At 66.2% G+C, this 16043-nt stretch carries 14 protein-coding genes and 1 tRNA gene; 7 read left to right on the plus strand and 8 right to left on the minus strand.

Translation table 11 applies throughout. The features are described from left to right. Window positions 1–265: 265 nt before the first annotated feature. A tRNA-Ile gene (locus RA164_RS00475) sits at window positions 266–338 on the minus strand. A gap of 262 nt (window positions 339–600) precedes the next feature. Between RA164_RS00475 and RA164_RS00480 the strand changes: the two genes are divergently transcribed. Continuing rightward, window positions 601–1203: a DUF2170 family protein gene (locus tag RA164_RS00480; RefSeq protein ID WP_329742034.1), complete on the plus strand. Its 603-nt coding sequence runs from the start codon at window positions 601–603 to the stop codon at window positions 1201–1203. 280 nt (window positions 1204–1483) lie between these two features. Then, window positions 1484–3478, plus strand: a complete 1995-nt coding sequence (locus RA164_RS00485) for an SPFH domain-containing protein (RefSeq protein WP_329742035.1) — start codon at window positions 1484–1486, stop codon at window positions 3476–3478. A 122-nt stretch (window positions 3479–3600) separates the two neighbouring features. Here RA164_RS00485 and RA164_RS00490 read toward each other — a convergent pair whose 3' ends face one another. The 3 genes from RA164_RS00490 to dtd form a co-directional block, all read right to left on the minus strand. Next, entirely contained in the window at window positions 3601–4167 is a 567-nt protein-coding gene (locus tag RA164_RS00490; protein ID WP_329742036.1) for a cytochrome b, read from the minus strand. 179 nt (window positions 4168–4346) lie between these two features. Beyond that, window positions 4347–6218, minus strand: coding sequence for an RNA polymerase sigma factor RpoD (gene rpoD / locus RA164_RS00495; RefSeq protein WP_329742037.1), 1872 nt, complete (start codon window positions 6216–6218; stop codon window positions 4347–4349). Between the two features lie 140 nt (window positions 6219–6358). Next, window positions 6359–6799 carry a D-aminoacyl-tRNA deacylase gene (gene dtd, locus RA164_RS00500; RefSeq protein WP_329742038.1) on the minus strand — a complete coding sequence of 147 codons (441 nt, stop codon included), beginning with the start codon at window positions 6797–6799 and terminating at the stop codon, window positions 6359–6361. A gap of 86 nt (window positions 6800–6885) precedes the next feature. Here dtd and RA164_RS00505 point away from each other — a divergent pair, with 86 nt between their 5' ends. Beyond that, window positions 6886–7782, plus strand: coding sequence for an LpxL/LpxP family acyltransferase (locus RA164_RS00505; RefSeq protein WP_329742039.1), 897 nt, complete (start codon window positions 6886–6888; stop codon window positions 7780–7782). A 16-nt stretch (window positions 7783–7798) separates the two neighbouring features. On the opposite strand, the gene RA164_RS00510 is transcribed toward RA164_RS00505, so the two are convergent. From RA164_RS00510 to RA164_RS00525, 4 genes are read right to left on the minus strand one after another with little or no spacing between them, the layout of a single operon-like run. Then, window positions 7799–8125 carry a tetratricopeptide repeat protein gene (locus tag RA164_RS00510; RefSeq protein ID WP_329742040.1) on the minus strand — a complete coding sequence of 109 codons (327 nt, stop codon included), beginning with the start codon at window positions 8123–8125 and terminating at the stop codon, window positions 7799–7801. Continuing rightward, entirely contained in the window at window positions 8122–9846 is a 1725-nt protein-coding gene (locus tag RA164_RS00515; RefSeq protein WP_329742041.1) for an ArnT family glycosyltransferase, read from the minus strand. The genes RA164_RS00510 and RA164_RS00515 overlap by 4 nt, the downstream gene beginning before the upstream one ends. 42 nt (window positions 9847–9888) lie before the next feature. After that, window positions 9889–10932 (minus strand): CDP-glycerol glycerophosphotransferase family protein, encoded by a 1044-nt coding sequence (locus RA164_RS00520; protein ID WP_329742042.1) that lies wholly within the window; start codon window positions 10930–10932, stop codon window positions 9889–9891. Next, entirely contained in the window at window positions 10932–11747 is an 816-nt protein-coding gene (locus tag RA164_RS00525) for a glycosyltransferase family 2 protein (RefSeq protein WP_329742043.1), read from the minus strand. Before RA164_RS00525 ends, RA164_RS00520 begins: the two co-directional genes overlap by 1 nt. 354 nt (window positions 11748–12101) lie before the next feature. Here RA164_RS00525 and RA164_RS00530 point away from each other — a divergent pair, with 354 nt between their 5' ends. From RA164_RS00530 to RA164_RS00545, 4 genes are read left to right on the plus strand one after another with little or no spacing between them, the layout of a single operon-like run. Then, on the plus strand, window positions 12102–13316 hold the full coding sequence (locus tag RA164_RS00530; protein WP_329742044.1) for an O-antigen ligase family protein: 1215 nt from the start codon (window positions 12102–12104) through the stop codon (window positions 13314–13316). Window positions 13317–13343: 27 nt separating this feature from the next. Continuing rightward, a complete protein-coding gene (locus RA164_RS00535; RefSeq protein ID WP_329742045.1) occupies window positions 13344–14282 on the plus strand; it encodes a UDP-glucuronic acid decarboxylase family protein in 939 nt (312 codons plus the stop codon). A gap of 1 nt (window position 14283) precedes the next feature. After that, window positions 14284–15219 (plus strand): glycosyltransferase family 2 protein, encoded by a 936-nt coding sequence (locus RA164_RS00540; protein WP_329742046.1) that lies wholly within the window; start codon window positions 14284–14286, stop codon window positions 15217–15219. Beyond that, window positions 15216–16043 carry a glycosyltransferase family 2 protein gene (locus RA164_RS00545; protein WP_329742047.1) on the plus strand — a complete coding sequence of 276 codons (828 nt, stop codon included), beginning with the start codon at window positions 15216–15218 and terminating at the stop codon, window positions 16041–16043. Before RA164_RS00540 ends, RA164_RS00545 begins: the two co-directional genes overlap by 4 nt.

Here is a 16043-nt window from a genome sequence, read left to right on the forward strand (position 1 = left end):
CGGCCACTCAATATTGACTAGGCTCGACGTCAACCATCGGCAACGCGATGATGCTGATGGCAGCCAGTTTGCCGGCTGCGGGAATTTCGCTGGCGAAGCTGGTCGGTTGCCGAGGAGTGGTTGGCGTTCTGCATCCTTCCCACGACATCGCATCGGTGCCTGTGCATCCGAGGATGGCCACTTTATGCTTTCAAGGAGATCATAAAGTGGCCAAAGCGGCCACTTTATGGTTTCCCGCACACGCGCGCCAACACTTAAGTCCTTGTGGGCCCACCAGGATTCGAACCTGGAACCAAGGGATTATGAGTCCCCTGCTCTAACCGTTGAGCTATAGGCCCATGAGGGTGCCGCCCGTTGCGTGGCGGGTTGTGCATGGTAGCGGGAGCACGCGAGATGCGCCAAGCGCCTGACGATGCCGGATATGCATCGGTGGGCTTCGATCGTATTCGACGGCGCGTCCTGGCCGGTGGTCGTGGCTGTCCATCGTGACTGCACGGACATGAACTTGCGTCGATTCTTCACGCTTTTGCTTGCTGTACCCCAGCTGCTGGCGTATAGTTACGCGTAACGTTAAGCGTAACTATTGTTCAGGGGAATTCCATGGCCGCCGGCAAGCATCTCAGCCCAGGCGCGCAGCGCCAGAAGGCGCTGCGTGAGCGGATGGGCAAGCTGGGCATGACGATTCCCCGCATCTACATGACGGCGGACGAACAGGCGATGGTGCGGACCTTTCTGCATCACTGCCGTGGCGAGCGGACCGAGCAGCTGATCGAGGGCATGGACTTTTCGCACATGCATGCGAAGTGGACCGTGCCGACGCTGTTCGATGCGCTCAAGGCGGATACGGCCAGGCAGGACGTGCTGGCCGGGATTCGACTGCATGGCGTGCCGCTGGGGATCGAGCTGGGATTGACGCGCTATGGCGGCCAGCTTGTGCGGTTGTCGGTGAGCGATGAGGAGATTTTCGTGACGACGGTGCTTTGCGGGAGGAGTGCGGTGAAACAGCCCGCGCGCTTCAACGAGGCCTGCCTTCGTCTGGGACCGACCCTGCCACTTTCGAACGTGGGCTTGGTCGGCGACGATTACGTACTGTTCGGCCAGCTTTCGGCGCATTCGCCGCTGGCCAACATTGTCGAGGAACTCGACGTGTTGGGCCGCAACGCGGTGGAATCGCTCGAGGCGCTGTCCGCATTGATGCGCTGAGGCGTGCAGTCATGCTTCGATCAAGTCTTGAACATTTCACGGTCTGTCGTGCCCGGGGTGGCACGCGGCATTTGAGTGCGTCGTGGGCGCACGACGCCGGATAAGCATCCGACCTCTTTCTCCTTTGGCAACGAAAGGCTGAACGACGGCCCCGGCCGTCGTGGTGAGGCGCGCGCATGGTGGTGATGAACCCGGGCGCGCGTGGTCGCCGGCCTGCACAAAGGGCATTCATCCAGGCCCGACCGCATGTCGTGCATCACTCGGAAAAGGAATTGCAATCATGACCTGGCTCATTGTGACGGCTGTTGCCGTCTTGATACTGGCGCTGCTGGTGTATGCCTCCAACGCCATCGTCTACATTCCCAACGATCGCGTCGGCATCGTCGAACGCCTGTGGGGCGCTGCATCGCTGGATCAGGGGCTGATCGCGCTGAACAGCGAAGTGGGCTATCAGCCGCGGGTGTTGCGCGGCGGTCTGCACTATTTCTTCCCGTTCCAGTACCGCGTGCACAAGCAGGATCTGGTGACCATTCCGCAGGGCGAGATCGGCTACCTGTTCGCCCGCGACGGCAAGGATCTGGTCGATGGCCAGGCGCTGGGTCGCAGCGTGGACGGCGGCATCGTCGATGTTGCGTCGTTCCTGCGTGGCGGTGGCCAGAAGGGACCGCAGCGCACGATTCTGCGCGAAGGTACCTATGCGTTGAACCTGGCGCAGTTCGCGGTGATCACCGCCAATCGCGTCCACGGTCTGCTGCTGTCGCGCGAGGAAGCCGACACCATCGAGCACATGGGCGCGATGCTCAGTGATCGACGCGGTTTCTGGCCGGTGGTGATCGTCAGCGGCCATGCACGCGGCACCGGCGAGGACATGGCCAACGACATGCTTGGCGTGGTCACCGTGCATGACGGTCCGGTGCTGCCGCCGGACGAGATCGTGGCGCCGCGGGTCGGCCAGGACCCGACCAATGTGGCGACCTTCCACAACAACTTCCAGAACATCGACGCGTTCCTGCGCGCCGGCGGCAACCGCGGTCGCCAGCACCAGGTGCTGGTGGAGGGTACGTATTACATCAACCGGCTGTTCGCCACGGTGGATTTCATTCCCAAGACCGTGGTGCCGGTGGGCTTCGTGGGCGTGGTCGTGTCCTACATCGGCAAGGTGGGTGCGGACCGTTCGGGTGAGGGCTACTCGCATGGCGAGCTGGTCGACAGCGATTGCCGCGGCGTGTGGAAGGAACCGCTGCTGCCTGGCAAATATGCGTTCAACACGTATGCGGGCAAGGTGCAGCTGGTGCCGACCACCAACTTCATCCTGAAATGGACGCCGGAGGTCACCAACATCCACCGCTACGACGAGGACCTGACCGAGGTATCGCTGATCACCAAGGACGCGTTCGAGCCGCTGCTGCCGCTGTCGGTGGTGGTGCATATCGACTACCGCAAGGCGCCGCTGGTGGTGCAGCGCTTCGGCGACATCAAGCGGCTGGTCGACCAGACGCTGGACCCGATGGTCAGCGCGTACTTCAAGAACATCGGTCAGACCAAGACGCTGATCCAGCTGATCCAGGACCGTGCGGCGATCCAGCGGCTGGCCGGCAGCGAGATGATGGCGCGCTTCGCCGCCTACAACCTGGAGCTGCAGGAGGTACTCATCGGCACGCCGCACGGCAGCGCCGGCAACGCGTCCGGTGCGCGTATCGACACCATCCTCAACCAGCTGCGCGACCGCCAGGTGGCAATCGAGCAGGTCAGCACCTACGAGTTGCAGGAGCAGTCCGCGATGAAGGAGCGCTCGCTGCGCGAGGCGCGGGCCAAGACCGACATCCAGGCCGAGCTGACCAATTCGGTGATCCAGGTCGAGATCAAGAAGAACGTGGGCGAGGCGTCGGTGGTGGAGGCGAACAAGCGCGCGGAGGTGATCGGCATCGATGCCGACGCCGAGCGTCGTCGCCTCAGCGCGGAAGGTGACGGCCGTGCGTCGGCCATCGCGGCGGTCGGCAAGGCAGAAGCCGCGGCGATCCAGGCCAAGTCGCAGGCGTTGACCGGCGAGGGTGCGCGGCTGCAGCTGATCAACACGCTGGGCACGCAGTTCGCCGAAGCGATCCGCGACGGCAAGATCGCCATCGTTCCGAAGATCGCCCTCGGTGGCGAAAACGGCGGGCAGGGTCTGGGTTCGCTGATCCAGCTCGCCAGTTCACTGCTGGCCGAGCGGGCAGACGCGGGTCTGCTTGAAGAAGGAGTCGGCTCGGCGACGGAGTCGACGGAGCGGGCCTGAGTGGGCCCGGGGTCTGGCCGGATCAGGGACGGAATGTCCGGCTGATGATGGAGGCGTATGGCAGGGAAGCTTTGGCCGGGCAGGGATGCCCGGCCTTTTTGTTGTGTGCCGCGCCCGGTGACTCAGCGCTGAGCCTGACCGCCCAGCATGCGCTTCAGCACGCCGTCCTTGATGCCGTAGTGGTGATACAACGCGACGGCGGCATGCATGCCGGCCAGCACGATGATGGTCCAGCCGATCACATCGTGCAGATTGCCGAAGGTGTGCGACAGGGAGCCGCGGCGTTCGGTAGCCAAGCGCATCGGGAACAGCCCGAAGAACTCGAACGACTCGGCCTGCGCCCAGCGCCAGGCCAGGCCCAGTGCGACCTGTGCCACCAGCAGCAGGTACAGCAGGTGATGCATGGCCTTGGCGGCCAGGCCCTGCAAGCCTTCCACGGCCAGCGGCAACCGCCGCCCGCCCGTGGCGCGCCAGGCCAGGCGAATCACCAGCACCACCGCCAGCACGATGCCCAGGGAGATGTGCAGGGAATGCAGTGCCAGGCGCGTCTGGTGGGAAAAGGCGTCCCAGATCATCGCCAGTGCGAACAGCGTGACGACCAGCAGCGCAGTCAGCCAGTGCAGGGTGATGGTGAGTCCGTCGTAACGGGTCGGCGTCGCAGCGGCAGGAGTCGAGGTTGCTGGTGTCATATGGGTCCGTTCCGCAGGTTGGGGTGCTGTCATGCAGGATATTGCAAGTGAACGTGAAGCGAAGGCAGCCTGCTGCCACCTGCATGCTAGCCCGTCGAGGCTGTGGAATCCCTGAGTGGCGACAGAAACGACAACGGCCGCTTGCGCGGCCGTTGTCGTTTGTGACTTGAGTTGCTGGCTCAGTCCACGTCGAGGAACGAGCGCAGCTGTTCCGAGCGGCTGGGGTGGCGCAGCTTGCGCAGCGCCTTGGCTTCGATCTGGCGGATGCGCTCGCGGGTGACGTCGAACTGCTTGCCGACCTCTTCCAGGGTGTGGTCAGTGTTCATGTCGATGCCGAAGCGCATACGCAGCACCTTGGCCTCGCGCGGGGTCAGCCCGGCCAGCACGTCGCGCACGGTTTCCATCAGGCCGGTCTCGGTGGCCGACTCGATCGGCGAGGACGCGTTGCTGTCCTCGATGAAGTCGCCCAGATGCGAATCCTCGTCGTCGCCGATCGGGGTTTCCATCGAGATCGGTTCCTTGGCGATCTTCAGCACCTTGCGGATCTTGTCCTCGGGCATGTCCATTTCCTTGGCCAGCTCCTCCGGCGTCGGCTCGCGGCCGAACTGCTGCAGCATCTGGCGGGAAATGCGGTTTAGCTTGTTGATCGTCTCGATCATGTGCACCGGGATGCGGATGGTGCGGGCCTGGTCGGCGATCGAACGGGTGATCGCCTGGCGGATCCACCAGGTGGCGTAGGTCGAGAACTTGTAGCCGCGGCGGTATTCGAACTTGTCGACTGCCTTCATCAGGCCGATGTTGCCTTCCTGGATCAGGTCCAGGAACTGCAGGCCGCGGTTGGTGTACTTCTTGGCGATCGAGATCACCAGGCGCAGGTTGGCTTCCACCATCTCCTTCTTGGCGCGGCGGGCCTTGGCCTCGCCCACGCTCATGGAGCGGTTGATGTCCTTGATGTCGGTCAGCGGCAGGAACAGCTTCTGCTCGATCGCGGCCAGCTTTTCCTGCTCGGCGTCGATCGCCTCGCGGTGGGCCTTGATGTTGGGCGTCCACTTCTGGCGCTTGCGGCTGAGCTCGGCCGCCCACTCGGGGTTGCCTTCGTTGCTGGGGAAGGTCTTCAGGAACTCGCTCTTGGGCATCTTCACCTGCTTGACGAAGATGTCCATCAGCACGCGCTCGTGGTGACGGATGTTGCCCACCACCTCGCGCAGCTTGCGCACGAAACCGTCGATCAGCGCGCTGGGCAGCTTGAGCTTGAGGAATTCCTCGGCCATCTGGTCGCGCAGCTTCACGATCTTCTTGTCGGTGATGCTGGTGGCCTTGGGTGCGGCCTTCTGGAACTTGCCGTAGAAGTCGCGCAGCAGCTCCATGCGGCGCTTGACCTCTTCCGGGTCGGGGCCGCTGGAGGTGTTGTCGTCGTCGTCGCTGTCGCTGTCGTCGCTGTCGTCGTCGTCGCCATCGCTTTCGCCGTCGTCTTCGGGCGCATTGGCGGCGGCTTCTTCAGCTTCCTGGCGCGCGGCGTCGGCGGCGGCTTCCAGGTCCAGGAAGCCGGCCAGGATCTCGGACAGGCGGCGCTTGCCGTCGAGGTGCTGGTCGTACTCTTCCAGCAGCAGCTCGATCGTCAGCGGGAAGCTGGCCAGGGCGGTCTGAACCTGGCCCAGGCCTTCCTCGATGCGCTTGGCGATGGCGATCTCGCCTTCGCGGGTCAGCAGCTCGACGGTACCCATCTCGCGCATGTACATGCGCACCGGGTCGGTGGTGCGGCCCACTTCGGCGTCCACCGCGGAGAGCAGCGCCACGGCTTCTTCGGCGGCTTCGTCGTCGCTGCTGCTGCCGGGTGCGGCGCCGTCGAGATTGTCGTTGTCGGGTGCCGCGTCGTGCACCTCGATGCCGACGCCCTTGAGCACCGCCATGATGTCTTCGATCTGCTCCGGATCGACGATGTCGTCGGGCAGGTGGTCGTTGATCTCGGCGTAGGTCAGGTAGCCCTGTTCCAGGCCCTTGGAGATGAGCGCCTTGATTTCGGACTGTTCTTCGGGAGCTTTGCTGTTCATACCTACCGCCGCGTATGCAGGAACCGATCAGTATAACGATGTGATGCTTTTTTGACCAGTTTTCAAGGTGGAAAAGTCGTGCGCCCGCCACGCAAGAATCGCGCCAGAACGGCGTTTTCTGCGGGTCGTCGAAGCATCGTTCAGTGCGCCTCCAGCCAGAAGGTCACCGGACCGTCGTTGACCAGATGCACCTGCATATGGGCACCGAAACGTCCAGTTTCCACCCCCGGGTGGGCGGCGCGGGCCAGCTCGACCAAGTGCTCGAAACAGCGGCGTCCGTGCTCGGGCGGCGCGGCCGTGGTGAAACTGGGGCGGCGCCCGGAGCGGGTGTCGGCGGCAAGGGTGAACTGGCTGACCAGCAGCAGGCCGCCGCCGGTGTCGGCAAGCGAGCGGTTCATCTTGCCGTCCGCGTCGGCGAACACGCGATAGCCGAGCACCCGTTCGAGCAGACGCCGGGCCTGTGCCTCGCTGTCATCCGGCTGTACCGCGACCAGGGCCAGCAGTCCGGCACCGATGGCGCCGACGGTCTGGCCGTCGACATCGACATGGGCGTTACTGACACGCTGGATCAGGGCGATCATGGAGGGCCGTCTGATGGGACGCCCAAGCATAGCGACTGGCGTCGTCGAGGCAAGTCCGCGGCGACAGCCGCTACACTGCGTGCCGCATGCGATTCGACATCTACATCATCTATCTGCTGCTGCGCCTGCTTGGGCGCCTGCCGCTGCGCGTGCTGCATGCCGTCGGGGCATCGTTCGGCCGGCTGGCGTCGTGGCGACATGGCCGTATGGCGCATACCGTGGCGGTGAACCTGTCGATCACCCGGCCCGGGCTGGACCAGGCGGAACGGACCAGGTTGCAGCGTACGGCACTGGCCGAGGCCGGCAAGTCGGTGGCCGAAATCGTGAAAATCTGGGGCGGCGGCGCCGAACCCGCGCTGGCCCTGGTTCGCGAGGTGCGTGGCGGCGAGCTTTTCGATGCCGCGCTGGCCTCGGGCAAGGGTGTGATCATCGCCGCGCCCCACCTAGGCTGCTGGGAACTGCTGAATTACTGGCTGTGCCGCCGCACGTCGATGGCGATCCTGTATCGCCCGCCGCACTTTGCCGCGCTGGAACCCCTGCTGCGCCGGGTGCGCGGTGCACTGGCGCCGGAACAGGTGCGTGCCGAGGGTGCCGGCGTGCGTACGCTCTACAAGCGGCTGGCCGCGGGCGGCACGGTGGGTATCCTGCCTGACCAGAAGCCGCGTGAAGGCGAAGGGCAGATCGCTCCGTTTTTCGGGCGTCCGGCATTGAGCATGGTGCTGCTGCCCAGGCTGGCCGCGCGTACCGGCGCCACGGTGTTGTATGCCTTTGCCGAGCGCCTGCCGCGGGGGGCGGGTTACCGCATCCATTTCCTGCCGGCACCCGCCGGGCTGGCCGACCCCGACCTGGAAGTGGCCTGCACGGCGCTGAACCGTGGCGTCGAGGCCTGCATCGAACGGGCTTTCGCGCAGTACCAGTGGCAGTACCGGCGCTTTTCGGCGCACAACCTGCCGAATCCCTACGCGCGGCCGAAGCAGCCCTGACAAGCCCGGGGACGGGCTACGTGGTCTTGCCGTCCGCCTTGTCCAGGCGGCGCAGGAACACCCCCATTTCCTTTTCCGCCTGCTTGTCGCCGTGCCGTTGCGCGGCGGCGATACCTTGTCGCCAGGCATCACCGGCACCGCTGCTGTCGCCAGCGGCTAGACAGGCCTTGCCCAGCAGCTTCCAGGCCGCCGAATAGGTGGCGTCGAATGCCAGCGCCTGGCGCAGTTCCACGATCGCGGCCTGGTGGTCGCCCTGACCGAGCAGCGCGTTGCCCAGCGCGAAGCGCAGCAGCGAGCCATCGCGCGGACCGCCACATTGCGCGCGCAGTGCGTCGATATTCATGGCAGGGTGCGGTAGCGCCAGTCGCTGGGGGAATAGACCCGCGTCGGTTCCGCTGGCTCCGGCGGCGTGATGCCGCTGTGCAGGTCGGCCAGCGTGGCTGCGGGCCACACCACGATCCAGGTCGAACGGAACGGCTGCACGAGCATGGCGTAGCGCAACATCGCGGCGTCGAGCTTGCTCGGGTGGGCGATGATCAGTCCATCCGGGTGTGCCTTGGCGAAGGCCAGCAGCGGCGGGTTGCCATAGAGCATGGTGACCGGCTGGCGCAGACGGGCGGCGAAGGTGAACTCGCCGTCGTAGTTGCCCACCATCGCCAGCGCATGGTGCGCGTCCGCGGCGACGCGTACCAGTCGGGTGCTCGGGCCCAGGTCGAAGCGTGACCACGAGGTCAGGGTGAACAGCGTATTGAGTCCGAGCGTGCAGATCAGCCCGGCCACGGCCAATCGTCGCATCTCGCCGCGTCCGCGCAGCAGCAACAGCAACCCCAGCAGCAGGAACAGGGCGCCGAAGAAGCGGCTGTAGCTGGCCAGGCTGACCATCCATTCGCTGTGCAGGCGGTGGCTGGCGACCAGCGCCGGGAGCACGAACAGGAAGACCGCGAAAGTCATGCTGCACACGCCGAGCGGCCAGGTGCCCAGCCAGGCGCGCCGGGCCAGCGCCGGGCGACGCTCGCGCAGCACCGCCACCGCGCCGGCCAGCAGCAACGTGGTGCCGGCCAGTTCTGGCAGCAGGTAGTACAGCTGTTTGCCGCGGATCAGCGAGAACACCACGAACGTGGGCAGTACCCAGCACAGGGCGAAACGCATGCCCGACGACAGCGGCCGGCGCAGCGTGGCCAGCGCCACCCAGGCACGTGGCCAGCCGATCAGCGGGAACAGCAGCGCGGGCAGCATGAGCACGTACCACAGCACCGGATGCGCATGGCTCTGCAGCGGCTTGGCCGTCTGGACCCCGTGGATCACCCGTGCGGCGGTCTGGCTGAAGAACAGCCGGTGCCGGTAGGCTTCGCCGCCGGCAAAACCGGCGGGCAGCGCCCAGGCCAGCAGCATGACCAGGCCGAGTAGCACGGCCAGCGTGCCGCGGCCGTACCAGCGTGCCCGGTGAGTGCGTGCCCAGTTGCTCCACAGCGGGCCGAGCAGCCACGGAAACAGCACGTGCAGCAGCATCACCGGGCCCTTGGTCAGCAGGCCAAACCCGATGCACAGGCCGAACAGCAACCAGCGCGGTTCCTGCCGGCGCAGGGTCGGAGTCAGGCTCAGCAGGGCCGCCAGTGCCCACATCGCCAGCAGCACGTCGTACATCACCTGCAGGCCGAACAGGAAGGCGTAGGACAACGCGAGCAGCATCCACGGCGCGGCCTTGGCCACCCACGGGTGTTCCGGGAACATGCGCCGCGCGATCACCGACAGCAGCACCAGCTCGGCACCGCCGAAGATCACTTCCAGTACCCGCGGCCACACGTCGTTCACGCCGAACACGAACCAGCCGGCGTGGATCAGCCAGAACAGCAGCGGCGCCTTTTCGCTGTACGGCTGGCCATTCAGGTGGGGCACCAGCCAGTCGTGGTGTGCCCACATCTCCCAGGCCACCGCCAGCGTGCGGGTGGAGTACAGCGGCATCGGCCCGTGCGAGAAGATCGCCAGCAGGGCGGCAACGGTCCACAGCGGCAGCCACGGCCACAGGGAACGAAGGTGTTCGGAGCGGCTGTAGGCGTTCGACACGAAAAGGACCTTGGTGGAAACGACAGGGATTCTAGCGGGCGCTCAGCGCGGCAGGCGTGCCGGGCCCCAGTAACCGATACGACGACGGATCTTCAGCTTGCGCCAGAAGTTCCAGGGCTTGAGCCTGCGGTTGCGCCCGCCCGCCGCGATGAAGGTGTCGATGGCATCGAGGATGCGCTCGCTCGAGCGGCCGTCATGATACGGATGGATCGCGTCGGCATAGTCGCGGATCGCCTGCATCAGTTCGGGCGGTCGCGCCAGCGCACGCTCGATCGCGGGCTCGAAGTCCTGCGGGTCGTCGATGTCGATCAGCTGCGGGCCGGGCCGGCGGTTGCGGAAGGTGACCACCGGCTTGCCGGTGAGCAGGAACTCGTTCAGTGCGGACGAGGTGTCCGAGCACATCATGTCCACCTGCGGAAACAGTTCGAGGATGTTGTCGTTCTCGGCGAAGCGCAGGTGCTCGTTCTGCAACGCCTTGAACTTCGCCACCGTGTCCGGGTTCATCTTCGGGTGGAAGGTGACGATCCAGCGCCAGCGACCGTCACGCGAAAGCCGCTTCACTTCCTCGTACAGCGTTTCGGCCGCGCTCCACGAAGGCGAGAACGTGGAGTGATACAGGATCACCGGCGGCTGGCGCACCGGCTGCGGCGGCCCGGCCAGTTCGCGCATGAACGGGTCGAGCTTGGGAAAGCCGGTCTGGATCACGCTGAAATGGCCTTCGCGGTCGGCAATCGCCTGGAACTGCGCGGTGTCGCGCGGACCGGTGGTGCAGTACAGGTCGAAGAAACCGCGCACATAGATGTGACGCGGTTTGCCGGCGTCGAAGCCGTGGAAGGTCTCCACTTTCACGCCGGGGAAGAAATGCGGAACCGCATTGGACGAGGTGATCACCGCGCGCGGTTTCCATGCACGCACCTGCTCGACGGTCAGCAGACGCTCGTCGTCGTGCAGGTCTTCCGCGCCGGGGCCGTCGAAGAACCAAGCGGCCTCGTCGCCACGAGCGCGGATGGCGGCCTGGACCGGGCGCAGGATGGCCAGCGCATAGCGCTCGGAGCCATACAGCAGGTAATGCTTTGGTTCGCTCATCAGCGGTCGATGCCATGTCGTTGGAGCTGGTTGGCCGCCTGCGCCACCGACTCCGGGTTGTGGACCATTTCGTAGTAGCGCATGCGCTTGTACGCCGCGTAGGTGGCGGCGGTGTGGGCGATCATGTAGCCGCGCCAGCCGTCCAGGAAGGCCAGCCGGAACAGGTAGTCCTTGATGAAGGCCAGCGCGAACACCAGCGGCGTTTGCCACATGCGCACCGGCTTGCCGCGGTCGAGCCAGTCGCGGCATTTCAGTTCGGCGTAACGCAATACCTTGAGCTGCTTGTGCGCCAGGGTCGGGTTGTTGGCGTGGTCGAACGGGGCGTCGAAGGTCGGCGCCGCGCCCTCGAAGCGCAGCGACTCGTGCACGCGGGCGTCGCTCCAGCGGGCCCGGTCGCGGTGGTACAGCCGTGCCAGCTTCTCGCCCACGTTGGGCCGGTACCAGCGCATCGGCCGGCCCATGTAGATGGTGCGGCGGCGCAGCCAGGCGGCCGGTGTCGCGCTGTCCATCAGGGCGGGCAGGCGGCGTTCGAGCTCGGCCGCCAGCTCGGGCGAGAGGTATTCGTCGGCATCCAGCACCAGAATCCAGTCGTGGCTGCACTGGGCGCTGGCGACATTGCGTTGCGCCCCGAAACCCAGCCAGTCCTGGTGCAGCACCCGCGCGCCGTGCGCCTGGGCGATGGCCACGGTGTCGTCGTCGCTGCCCGAATCCACTACCAGCTTTTCGGCAGCGAACGGCACGCTGTCCAGGCAGCGGGCGATGCTGTCGGCTTCGTTGTGGGTGATGACGGCGAGCGTGATGGGCAGGGTCGGCATGCGCCCATTCTAACGGTCAGGCCGCTGTCGGCGATGCCCGGAATTCACGGTCCGCGACGCATGTATTTGCGCTTGGGGCACGAAAGCGGCACGCATGTTGAGCAATGCCGGGGGTGGCATGTAAGGTGCGCCATGCGGCACTCCCCGGTGGGCTGGGCTTCAGTCGTACCGCTGCATGATCCAGCTCCAGACGTCGCGCGCACGAGGATGCATGCGCGCGTGCGCACACCTGCGTGTGGCGATCGAACTGGCACACATGTGGTCGGGACGGATGTCATGGCGGCATGACGTCCGGCCGCGCCGGGATTGCTGGAAACCTGTTCCGCTGGATCGTTGAATGGAAAGCATGCGCGCATGAATGGCTCGAACCTGACCGGCTCCCGCTTCTGGAGCGTCACGCTGGGTCTCGGCATCGCCTGGATGATGGTCGGCATGCTGGTGATGCCTTCGGGCATTTCCTACAACCCGGGCCGGCAGTATCAATACAGCCTGGCCCTGCTGCTCTATCTGCCGTCGCTGTATGCGGCGATCCGCCTGCGTGCGGCTTGGTGGCGCGAACTGTGGCCGCAGCCGGCGTTCCGCGTATTCCTGGCGCTGCTGGCCTGGGCCATGCTGTCGCTGACCTGGTCGACGGTGCACCGCCCCGGCGACGAGCTTGGCCGGATACTCAGCGTGCTGCTGTTCGTGCTGGGATGCCACCTCTGGGCCGGCACTCGACCGGAACGCATGCGCGGGCTGCTGCCGGTGGCGGGCTGTGTCATGAGCCTGTGCGCGCTGTACTACACGGCGAAGTTCCTGCGTTCGGCACCGGTGCCGGGCGATCGCATCGTGGGTGACGGCGTGATCGCCACCGCCAATTATGCGGCGGCGGCGCTGGGTGCGGTCTGCGTCTGGCTCGGCCAGCTGCTTCCCCGGCGACGGTTTTACATGGTGGCCTGCATGCTGGCGCTGCTGGCAGCGCTGGGCTTCGTCCTGCTGACCCAGTCGCGCAGCGTCTGGCTGGCGCTGGCCTGCTGCGCCCTGGCCACGCCGCTGTGGTACCGGCGGCGGTTGACCGTCTCCGTGGCGCTGGCCGTGCTGGTACTGATCGTGGTGCTGGCCGTGCGGCCACTGCCGGTGCTGCTCGAGCGGGGCGCCTCCTATCGCCCGCAGATTCTGGTACAGGCCATGCACCTGATCGCCCAGCATCCCTTGCGCGGCTGGGGGCAGGGTGCACCGTTCGTCATCAACGTGGGTGACCTGCATCTGGTCCACAGCCACAACATACTGACCCAGACGGCGATCGAACTGGGCCTGCCGGGCCTCTTGCTGATGATGGCGATGTGGGCGCTGGTCGCCTGGAGCGGGTGGCGTCATCGCACGCAGCCGCTGGGCCGGGTCGTGCTGGGCCTGTGGGTCTATGCCAGCGTGGCGTTGCAGTTCGACATGCCGCAGCTGCTGGACAGCCCCCGTCCGGGCTGGTTGCTGATCTGGCTGCCGTTCGTCCTTTCACTCGGGCTGGAGGCGCGTGCACGTGCTGCGGCGAATTCGGCCGCCTCGCGTACACTAGATGCCCCGATGCCGCGTTAATGCGGTTTTGCCGGACAGCGAGTGGCGATGAACAGAGTATTGGTGACCGGCGGTGCCGGCTTTCTCGGCTCGCACCTGTGCGACCGGCTGCTGGCCGACGGCCATGACGTGCTGTGCGCGGACAACTTCTTCACCGGCAGCAAGCAGAACATCGCGCACCGGCTGGGGCACCCGTATTTCGAGCTGATGCGCCACGACGTCACTTTCCCGCTTTACGTGGAAGTGGACCGCATCTTCAACCTCGCCTGTCCGGCCTCGCCGGTGCACTACCAGCACGACCCGGTGCAGACCACCAAGACCTCGGTGCATGGCGCGATCAACATGCTGGGCCTGGCCAAGCGGGTGAAGGCGCGCATCCTGCAGGCCTCGACCAGCGAGGTCTATGGCGACCCGGAGGTGCACCCGCAGCGCGAGGACTACTGGGGCAAGGTGAACCCGGTCGGCCTGCGCTCGTGCTACGACGAAGGCAAGCGCTGCGCCGAGACGCTGTTCTTCGACTATCACCGCCAGCACGCGCTGGACATCAAGGTGGTGCGCATCTTCAACACCTACGGTCCGCGCATGCATCCCAACGACGGCCGCGTGGTGAGCAACTTCATCGTGCAGGCGCTGCGCGGCGAGGACATCACCATCTACGGCGACGGCAGCCAGACGCGCAGCTTCTGCTACGTCGACGACCTGATCGAGGCGATGGTGCGCATGATGGATTCCGAAGCGGGGTTCACCGGCCCGGTGAACATCGGCAATCCGGTCGAACACACCATGCTGCAGCTGGCCGAAAAGGTGCTGGCGCTGGTGGGCGGAAAATCGAAGCTGGTGTTCCGTCCGCTGCCGGCGGACGACCCGCGCCAGCGCCAGCCCGACATCAGCCTGGCCAGGGACCGGCTCGGCTGGCAGCCGAAGGTGGGCATCGACGACGGCCTGCGCGAAACCATCGCCTACTTCCGGCAGCTGCTGGAGGCCTGACATGGCCGCTCCGCTCAGCTTTTCCGTCATCGTCACCAACTACAACTACCGCGAGTTCGTCGCCGAGGCGGTGGACGGCGCACTGGCGCAGACGCGCGCGCCACGCGAAGTGATCGTGGTGGACGACGGTTCCACCGACGGCTCGCCCGACGAGCTGCGCGCCCGCTATGGGCACGATCCGCGGGTGAAGCTGGTGTTCGGCGAGAACGGCGGCCAGCTCGCCGCCTTCCAGCGTGGCCTGGCCGCGGCACAGGGCGAACTGGTGTGTTTCCTGGACGCCGACGATCGCTGGGGGCCGGATTACCTGCGCCAGGTGGGCGCGCTGTTCGAGGCTCGCACGGACGTCGATTTCGTGTTTTCCGACGTGCGCCTGGTCGGCAACGAATCCGGCACCCAGGGCTACGCCAAAGAGGCTGTCGACCTCGGCTACACCGTGCTCGGCACCTGGGTGCGTGCACGCTGGTTCGGTGCCCCGACCTCGGCGCTGGCGCTGCGCCGCCGGCTGGCTGCGCGCGTGCTCGACCTGCCGGCGGAGTTCGTGGCGAACTGGCGCATCTCGGCCGACAACTGTCTGGTGTTCGGTGCCAGCATCCTCGGCGCGAAGAAATATTTCCTGCCCACCGGCAACGTGGACTACCGCATCCATGGCCGCAACGGCTGGTGGCACGAGCAGGCGCGCATGCGCGAATTCGCCGCGCAGTTCCGCACGCGCTGCCTGATCAACCATTACGTGCAGCGCATGCAGCTGGACGCGTACGCGCTGGACCTGGCCAAGGCCGAGTTCAAGTCGCGCGCCCGACCCACCTGGGACGATGCCTGCCTGTACGCCGACATCGCCATGCGCGGCACTTCGCCGTGGTGGAAGCGGGTCGAACGCGCGCTGACGATCCTGCTGCGCGGCCTGCGTGCGCGGCGGCAACCGGTGGACAAGGCATGAAGGTCAGCCTGATCGTGATCACCTACAACTGGCCCGAGGCGCTGGATCGCGTGCTGGCCAGCGTGGCCGCGCAGACGCGCCTGCCCGACGAGGTGATCGTGGCCGACGACGGTTCGGGCGATTCGACGCGCGTCGTGGTCGAGCAGTGGACGCAGTGGCTGGGCTGCCCCGTGCGCCATATCTGGCAGGACGACCTGGGTTTCCGTGCCGCCCGCTGCCGCAACCGCGGTATTGCCGCCAGTCATGGCGACTACATCGTGCTGATCGACGGCGACATGCTGCTGCACCCGGCTTTCCTCGCCGACCATCTGGCGCTGGCCGGTCGCGGGTTGTTCCTGCAGGGCGGCCGGCTCAAGGCCACCGCGGCGGAGACGGCCCGTCTGCTGGCAGGTGGCCGGCCGGTGTTCGCGCCGTGGTCGGCGGCGGACTTCCACGCGTTCGACGGCACCCGCCGGCATTACGCTTTTCGTGCGCCCCGGCTGGCGCGCTGGAAGGCCCGTCAGCAACGCGGCGGCCGCGTGATGAGCTGCAACATGAGCTTCTGGCGTGACGACCTGCTGCGCGTGAACGGTTTCGACGAACGCATGGAAGGCTACGGTGCGGAGGATCGCGAACTGGCCGCGCGGCTGGAAAACGCGGGCGTGCGTCGGCGCCAGCTGAAGTGGGCGGCGCTGGCGGTGCATCTTGAGCATGCCTCGCGCGCGCAGCCGGACGTGGACGACATGAGCCTGCCGAACAATCGCCTGTTCCGCGCCACGGTTGAGCAGCGCATCGCGCGCTGCGAACGCGGTATCGCCGATCATCTGGCTGATTTTTTGGACTGA

The organism is Dyella sp. A6 (genome assembly GCF_036320485.1).
GTDB lineage: Bacteria > Pseudomonadota > Gammaproteobacteria > Xanthomonadales > Rhodanobacteraceae > Rhodanobacter_A > Rhodanobacter_A aluminiiresistens.

What these genes read in the sequence shown, in the direction of transcription:
- RA164_RS00540 (WP_329742046.1), top strand. Translation starts at nt 14,284, where the DNA reads ATGGCCGCTCCGCTCAGCTTTTCCGTCATCGTCACCAACTACAACTAC.
- RA164_RS00510 (WP_329742040.1), bottom strand. Translation starts at nt 8,125, where the DNA reads ATGAATATCGACGCACTGCGCGCGCAATGTGGCGGTCCGCGCGATGGC.
- RA164_RS00520 (WP_329742042.1), bottom strand. Translation starts at nt 10,932, where the DNA reads ATGAGCGAACCAAAGCATTACCTGCTGTATGGCTCCGAGCGCTATGCG.
- rpoD (WP_329742037.1), bottom strand. Translation starts at nt 6,218, where the DNA reads ATGAACAGCAAAGCTCCCGAAGAACAGTCCGAAATCAAGGCGCTCATC.
- RA164_RS00485 (WP_329742035.1), top strand. Translation starts at nt 1,484, where the DNA reads ATGACCTGGCTCATTGTGACGGCTGTTGCCGTCTTGATACTGGCGCTG.
- RA164_RS00490 (WP_329742036.1), bottom strand. Translation starts at nt 4,167, where the DNA reads ATGACACCAGCAACCTCGACTCCTGCCGCTGCGACGCCGACCCGTTAC.
- RA164_RS00480 (WP_329742034.1), top strand. Translation starts at nt 601, where the DNA reads ATGGCCGCCGGCAAGCATCTCAGCCCAGGCGCGCAGCGCCAGAAGGCG.
- RA164_RS00525 (WP_329742043.1), bottom strand. Translation starts at nt 11,747, where the DNA reads ATGCCGACCCTGCCCATCACGCTCGCCGTCATCACCCACAACGAAGCC.
- dtd (WP_329742038.1), bottom strand. Translation starts at nt 6,799, where the DNA reads ATGATCGCCCTGATCCAGCGTGTCAGTAACGCCCATGTCGATGTCGAC.
- RA164_RS00530 (WP_329742044.1), top strand. Translation starts at nt 12,102, where the DNA reads ATGAATGGCTCGAACCTGACCGGCTCCCGCTTCTGGAGCGTCACGCTG.
- RA164_RS00505 (WP_329742039.1), top strand. Translation starts at nt 6,886, where the DNA reads ATGCGATTCGACATCTACATCATCTATCTGCTGCTGCGCCTGCTTGGG.
- RA164_RS00545 (WP_329742047.1), top strand. Translation starts at nt 15,216, where the DNA reads ATGAAGGTCAGCCTGATCGTGATCACCTACAACTGGCCCGAGGCGCTG.
- RA164_RS00535 (WP_329742045.1), top strand. Translation starts at nt 13,344, where the DNA reads ATGAACAGAGTATTGGTGACCGGCGGTGCCGGCTTTCTCGGCTCGCAC.